Genomic DNA, 4,945 nt, shown 5'->3' with positions numbered 1-4,945 from the left:
AGCCCCGCACATGATTTCCGCTATTTCGTCTTCCTTGTAATCGCTGCCGTAGTCGTCATTGCGGGCAGACTTCACCTTGCTTAAATCAGGCTTGGTGGGTGCGTAAAACTCATACGCGCTCAGATCACCACGCTGAATTAACTCTTTTATCGTGGTGGGCTTAATCAGCTTCTGATAGTAGTGACCGAGGAACGGCGAGAAAGGCATACCCGACAGCCCTACCACCTTGCAGTCTGTTTCCGAGGTCAGCCGCGTAATTTCTTCCAGTATCTTTTTGCGTTTCAGGTGCGCTTCATCAATCACCAACAGATTAATGTCTTCGGGAAAGTCACGGCGGATCAGCGTGTCAGCCGACGCAATCTGAATCAGCTTTGACGGGTCTTGATTGGGATGGTCATGCCAGATATACGCGATTTCATCCTCCGGTAAGCCGTACTCGATAAAGCGCTGGGCAGTCTGATTTATCAGAACAAGGTATGGGCAGATCATCATGACTTTTTTGTTTTTTGATACAAACCCGTCAATAATGAAGGCTGATAGAGCGGTTTTCCCTGCCCCCGTGGGAGCATAAACAAGAAAGCTGCTGTACTTTTTCCATTCAGCCCTTAAAAGATTCAACCCTCTTTCCTGTGCAAAGTTAGGGGTAATTTCTAGCATGACGTTGCTCTTATTTATTTTTCTAAGTTCCCGTGCGATAATTTGCACGGGTAACTCTTCGTTAGTGCCAACGGCAAGAACCGAATCAGTCTTCACTCGTCAAAGTTTCGCTGCTCGGTTTCTTGCCTCCTTTAATTTTCAGTTCGTTTTTCCACTCATTGATAATCCGTTTACTGTCTTCGGCGTGAGCGTCTACAGGCATATCGTTGTATTGGCGCGCATAATCGATTTTATGGAAGTGCGGGTTTGTTATTGCTGGTGCGACAATGCCAACGGCGCGTTTAACGTCTTCGTCAGTCGGTACGCGATCAAGGTATTTATTGAGCGTCAATGTGCCAGTATCCGCTAAGTGCTCAGTGATTTTTTTCAGTTGCTTAACCGCACGAAAAACGTCTTTCACGCTCTCGTTATTCGCTGACGGCATCGCTTCACCTTCAATCACCTCCCCGTCAATGAACAGTGGAATGCTGTCGATGAATGCGCCACGGTTGAGGAATTTGTTTACTTCGGCTGTGGTGATGATCGGGTAGGCCTTGACTAATCCGAACAGGGTTACCGCCATTGCCCCATCATTCCATGAACTCTTCCCTTTGCCGTTTCGGATGGCAGCAATCAGTGCATCCTGATGTTTCAGGCTCAGCAAATCGTAATCACCGACCACGATGTAGTGAGTGCTCAATGCTTCCAGATTCACCGGCTTTGCGTGGCTGTTGTGTGGCTTATGCGCTTTCCGCTCCGGTGCGTTTGTTTTGACCATTGTCGTTGCTTCGGTTTCTGACATCCCAGCGGCCACTAGTTCAGCCACGGCGCGCGCTGGTTTCCAGTTAGCAAAAGCACGGTGTTTTTGGATGATCTTTTCTGCTTTCTCTTTTTTGATAATCATTCTCATTTAGTCCAAAAAAATAGGGGGGTTCTTATTTAGTACTTTTCGTGACTGCCAGTTTTTTTGGCTTTTCCCCATTTTGATAATTATTCTCACTTGGCTGGTTTTTCATTTTCAGCCCTAGTGATCCCCTAACCACCGATCCCACAGCCAGAAGACACAGCCATTTCGGTGTTACCTGCTTGCCCCTGTCCTAAAGCCACTCCTGAATGGGGCTTGTCCTCTGGCTGTGCTTTCGGAACTAACAGCGGCTCTTCGGTATAACCCTTCATCGATCTGTAATTTTTCTTGAAGAACAATCGAAGCCATGTGTTAGCAGCCCTAGCGCCGGTGTTATCCCTGCGATGCGGCACAGGATCTTCATCCCGCCTAAGTTTGTAGACGTAAGCGTATTTATCCCTCGCGTATTCCCTTGTGGTTGAGTTCATGGCGGAAAGCATCTTTTGAATCCATTCCGCATCACCCGGATGATAAATTTCGGGCATTGCTACGTTGTGGATCGGGTATGTGTTCACGATTGGAATTCGCCTTTCTGCACGCCGAGTAGGCGTGTTCTATGCGCAAAAATTACTGAAGTTAAATTTTGATTAAGTTTTGTTTAACAAAGATACAGAATTGTCGTCTATCCTGAGATAGATGATATTTTTTGGTAGGTGTGCTTTTTCAGCACAGAGATGTTAAAGAGCAGTAACTATTACGCCAATCCTTTATCTGGATTTGCCGCTTGCAGTAGCCATTTTTCGGTAAACTTTCCGCCAGAATGCTCTGCTAGTAATTTTGAATATTGGGTTTTTCCCGTGTACTCAGTGCGAGGCAAGCAACCGTTTTGCACCCATTTCCAGACTGCTACGGTGCTTTTCCCGCAGATTTTTGCAGCGACAACTTGTCCGCCTACTGCATTAACTGCGAATTCAATTGGGTTCATTTGGTTAATATCCGAGCTAAAATTATTAACTAATGGTTAATTCTAAATTCTAACTGACAGTTAAGTCAAGTCTGGATGATAATTAACTTATGGTTAAAAAAAATGACAAAGCTGAGTTCACTGCAAGGCTAAAAGAAGCATGCCTAGAAGCAGGCTTTGCTGGACGTGGACTAGGTAAGAAGATCACTGACGCTCTTGCCGAACAAAAAATAAAAGTCAGCGGCCCTGCGGTTTGGAAGTGGCTGAACGCTGAGTCAATCCCGGACTCCAGTAATATTTTGGCTTTAAGTAAATGGCTTGATGTCAGGCCGGAGTGGTTAGAATATGGTAGAGGCTCTAAAAAGGTAGATGGAATACCGCTATCCAAAATAGAGCTAGAACTAGAAGAAGTCGATCCTTGGGATTCCACCACCCCAATCAATGATGATGAGGTTGTTATCCCATTTTTTAAGAGCATAGAGTTAGCCGCAGGAAGTGGCTGCTGTACTAACGAAGATTACAATGGGTTTAAATTGAGGTTTTCACGCTCAACTCTTCGTCGATACGGGGCGCATCCTTCAAATGTTGTAGCATTCCCTGTTCATGGTGACAGTATGTCACCGGTTATCCCTGATGGTTCAACCGTAACAGTTGATCGTGGCCATCAAAATATTGTTGATGGGGGCATATATGCTATTGAACAAGACGATTTATTTCGTATTAAATTGCTATATAGGCAACCCGGAAAATTGATTGTGCGTAGCTTTAACTCAATTGAATTTCCTGATGAAATAGCAGAAATTCAAAGTGTTAAAATTATTGGACGAGTCATAAACTGGTCAGTAATGGCTTGGTAGATCATATCTTCATCCTTCCCAAAAATAGCCGCTAATCAGCGGCTACCACTTCAAATATCCACCTGAATTATTTGATTCAAATCACACTTTCATAATCAGTTAAAAAATTTATTAACTTAAAATTCAATTAGTTAAAATTTAACTTTTAATTTAATTAACCTTTGGTTATTGACTAAAATTAACCATCAGTTAATAATGGCACCATCCAAGGCACACAGCCAAAGATGAAGCACCACCGCTCCTTAACAGACAGCGCTGAAAAAGCGCACCATTCTTACCAGTTGGTTACTGACTGAGACGTGAAGACTACTCAATCACAAATCAACTAAGGGGGATGATATGCACAACTTTCATGGCTACAACAATGCAAGAAAAAGAAGGCATGAGCGCAGAAAGGAGCAACAAGAGGCATATAACAAGGATAAAGCCATCAATATGGCGTTAAAGACTGCTCTCAATTCTGAAGAAATTACAATACCAACACGACCAGTATTATCACTGAACAGAAAAGCAATGGATCGTGTTAATAAAGCAATTTCAATTCAAACTACTCCAAATTACGATAATTTCAATAACTGCTGCTTACCCAATGCAGCTATCTACTCAACCAAAACTAAAACCCGCCGTCGTCTGGAATCAGGCGGAATTACGGCCAGAGCGTGATATTTTCTTTATTAAAGATAATCTTGAATTGAAAAAATTACTCCGTATTCAATAAAAGGTAATTATGAAAACCTTTATCTTCGGCGCAATAGAGCGAGCTAACACAAAACAACGTCGCCCTATATGCATTAAGGCTCAGGCAATTAATGAGCAGGAAGCGAGAAAGTCACTAGCTCCTACGCATGTAATTTTAGGCTGGATGGGTCAAATAGTTAATCGTAATTGAGATAAACAATATTAATTCTAAGGAAATAAAACATGAATACATTAACAAGCACTTCTGCATTATTAGCGGCTGAATGTAGAAAAGATTATGTTCGTTACCGTCATTTGGCTAACCTATTTTCTCCTCGTTCTCAAGACCGTAATTTTTTCAATAAAAAGGCTTGGTTGCAGCGTAAAAAATTTCGTGATTGGTCTACTGTTTTAGTCAAACAAAGTAAATTTATTTCTGCTTGTAAAAACTATGGTTTTGATGTGATTGAAGTCGGCGATACTAAGTACGATATTTTCAAAGGTAATAAATTTATTGCTACTGCTTTCTATGATATACACACTAATAGAGTGTGGGATAGTTATAATTTTGTTCATCATTTAAATGATTATGTAAGTAAGATTCATTCTGAATATAACTAATTACAGCTCATTTCCGAGTGAACTATGGTGAATTGATAACAATCACGGAAATAAAACATGAACAATAAACTACAAGCAGCCGTCGAAATTGCAGAAGAAATTGAAGCCTCAATATTTCCCGTAGTTACTGCAACTCAAAATGAAGCTGAACCGGATACTTATTTAATGTGTCGTGGCGTACATCGTCAAACTTGTGATTTAGTCCAACGGTTAAGGGATATAAATAAAGATTATATCATGTCAGATAATCAGGCATTCGATGAATTGGAAGGCGTTGCGAGTGAAATAGAAAATCTAAGAACATATGTTTCTTTATTAATTGATACGGATAAAAGTCTGTCCGGT

At 41.7% G+C, this 4,945-nt stretch carries 9 protein-coding genes; 5 read left to right on the top strand and 4 right to left on the bottom strand.

What is annotated here, in order from left to right; genetic code table 11:
* From Xhom_RS49725 to Xhom_RS49710, 4 genes are all read right to left on the bottom strand, one after another.
* Nucleotides 1-657 (bottom strand): DEAD/DEAH box helicase (locus Xhom_RS49725; protein WP_145957486.1); only part of this gene is annotated, 657 nt, incomplete at its 3' end.
* An 85-nt stretch (nucleotides 658-742) separates the two neighbouring features.
* Nucleotides 743-1,540, bottom strand: coding sequence for a hypothetical protein (locus Xhom_RS49720; RefSeq protein WP_232326313.1), 798 nt, complete (start codon nucleotides 1,538-1,540; stop codon nucleotides 743-745).
* A gap of 131 nt (nucleotides 1,541-1,671) precedes the next feature.
* Nucleotides 1,672-2,055 (bottom strand): hypothetical protein, encoded by a 384-nt coding sequence (locus Xhom_RS49715; RefSeq protein ID WP_069316149.1) that lies wholly within the window; start codon nucleotides 2,053-2,055, stop codon nucleotides 1,672-1,674.
* Nucleotides 2,056-2,234: 179 nt separating this feature from the next.
* Complete coding sequence (locus tag Xhom_RS49710; protein ID WP_069316150.1) at nucleotides 2,235-2,465, bottom strand: helix-turn-helix domain-containing protein; 231 nt, start codon at nucleotides 2,463-2,465, stop codon at nucleotides 2,235-2,237.
* Nucleotides 2,466-2,554: 89 nt separating this feature from the next.
* Here Xhom_RS49710 and Xhom_RS49705 point away from each other — a divergent pair, with 89 nt between their 5' ends.
* From Xhom_RS49705 to Xhom_RS49685, 5 genes are all read left to right on the top strand, one after another.
* A complete protein-coding gene (locus tag Xhom_RS49705) occupies nucleotides 2,555-3,301 on the top strand; it encodes a LexA family transcriptional regulator (protein ID WP_069316151.1) in 747 nt (248 codons plus the stop codon).
* A 339-nt stretch (nucleotides 3,302-3,640) separates the two neighbouring features.
* On the top strand, nucleotides 3,641-3,964 hold the full coding sequence (locus Xhom_RS49700; protein WP_069316152.1) for a transcriptional antitermination N peptide: 324 nt from the start codon (nucleotides 3,641-3,643) through the stop codon (nucleotides 3,962-3,964).
* A gap of 64 nt (nucleotides 3,965-4,028) precedes the next feature.
* Entirely contained in the window at nucleotides 4,029-4,190 is a 162-nt protein-coding gene (locus tag Xhom_RS49695) for a host cell division inhibitor Icd-like protein (protein WP_145957480.1), read from the top strand.
* A 32-nt stretch (nucleotides 4,191-4,222) separates the two neighbouring features.
* Nucleotides 4,223-4,600: a hypothetical protein gene (locus Xhom_RS49690; protein WP_069316153.1), complete on the top strand. Its 378-nt coding sequence runs from the start codon at nucleotides 4,223-4,225 to the stop codon at nucleotides 4,598-4,600.
* 57 nt (nucleotides 4,601-4,657) lie between these two features.
* Nucleotides 4,658-4,945 (top strand): hypothetical protein (locus tag Xhom_RS49685; protein WP_099139827.1); only part of this gene is annotated, 288 nt, incomplete at its 3' end.

Source organism: Xenorhabdus hominickii (genome assembly GCF_002632725.1).
GTDB lineage: Bacteria > Pseudomonadota > Gammaproteobacteria > Enterobacterales > Enterobacteriaceae > Xenorhabdus > Xenorhabdus hominickii.
Note: the sequence above shows the minus strand (reverse complement) of the source record. Positions and strands in the feature narration are given on the sequence as shown.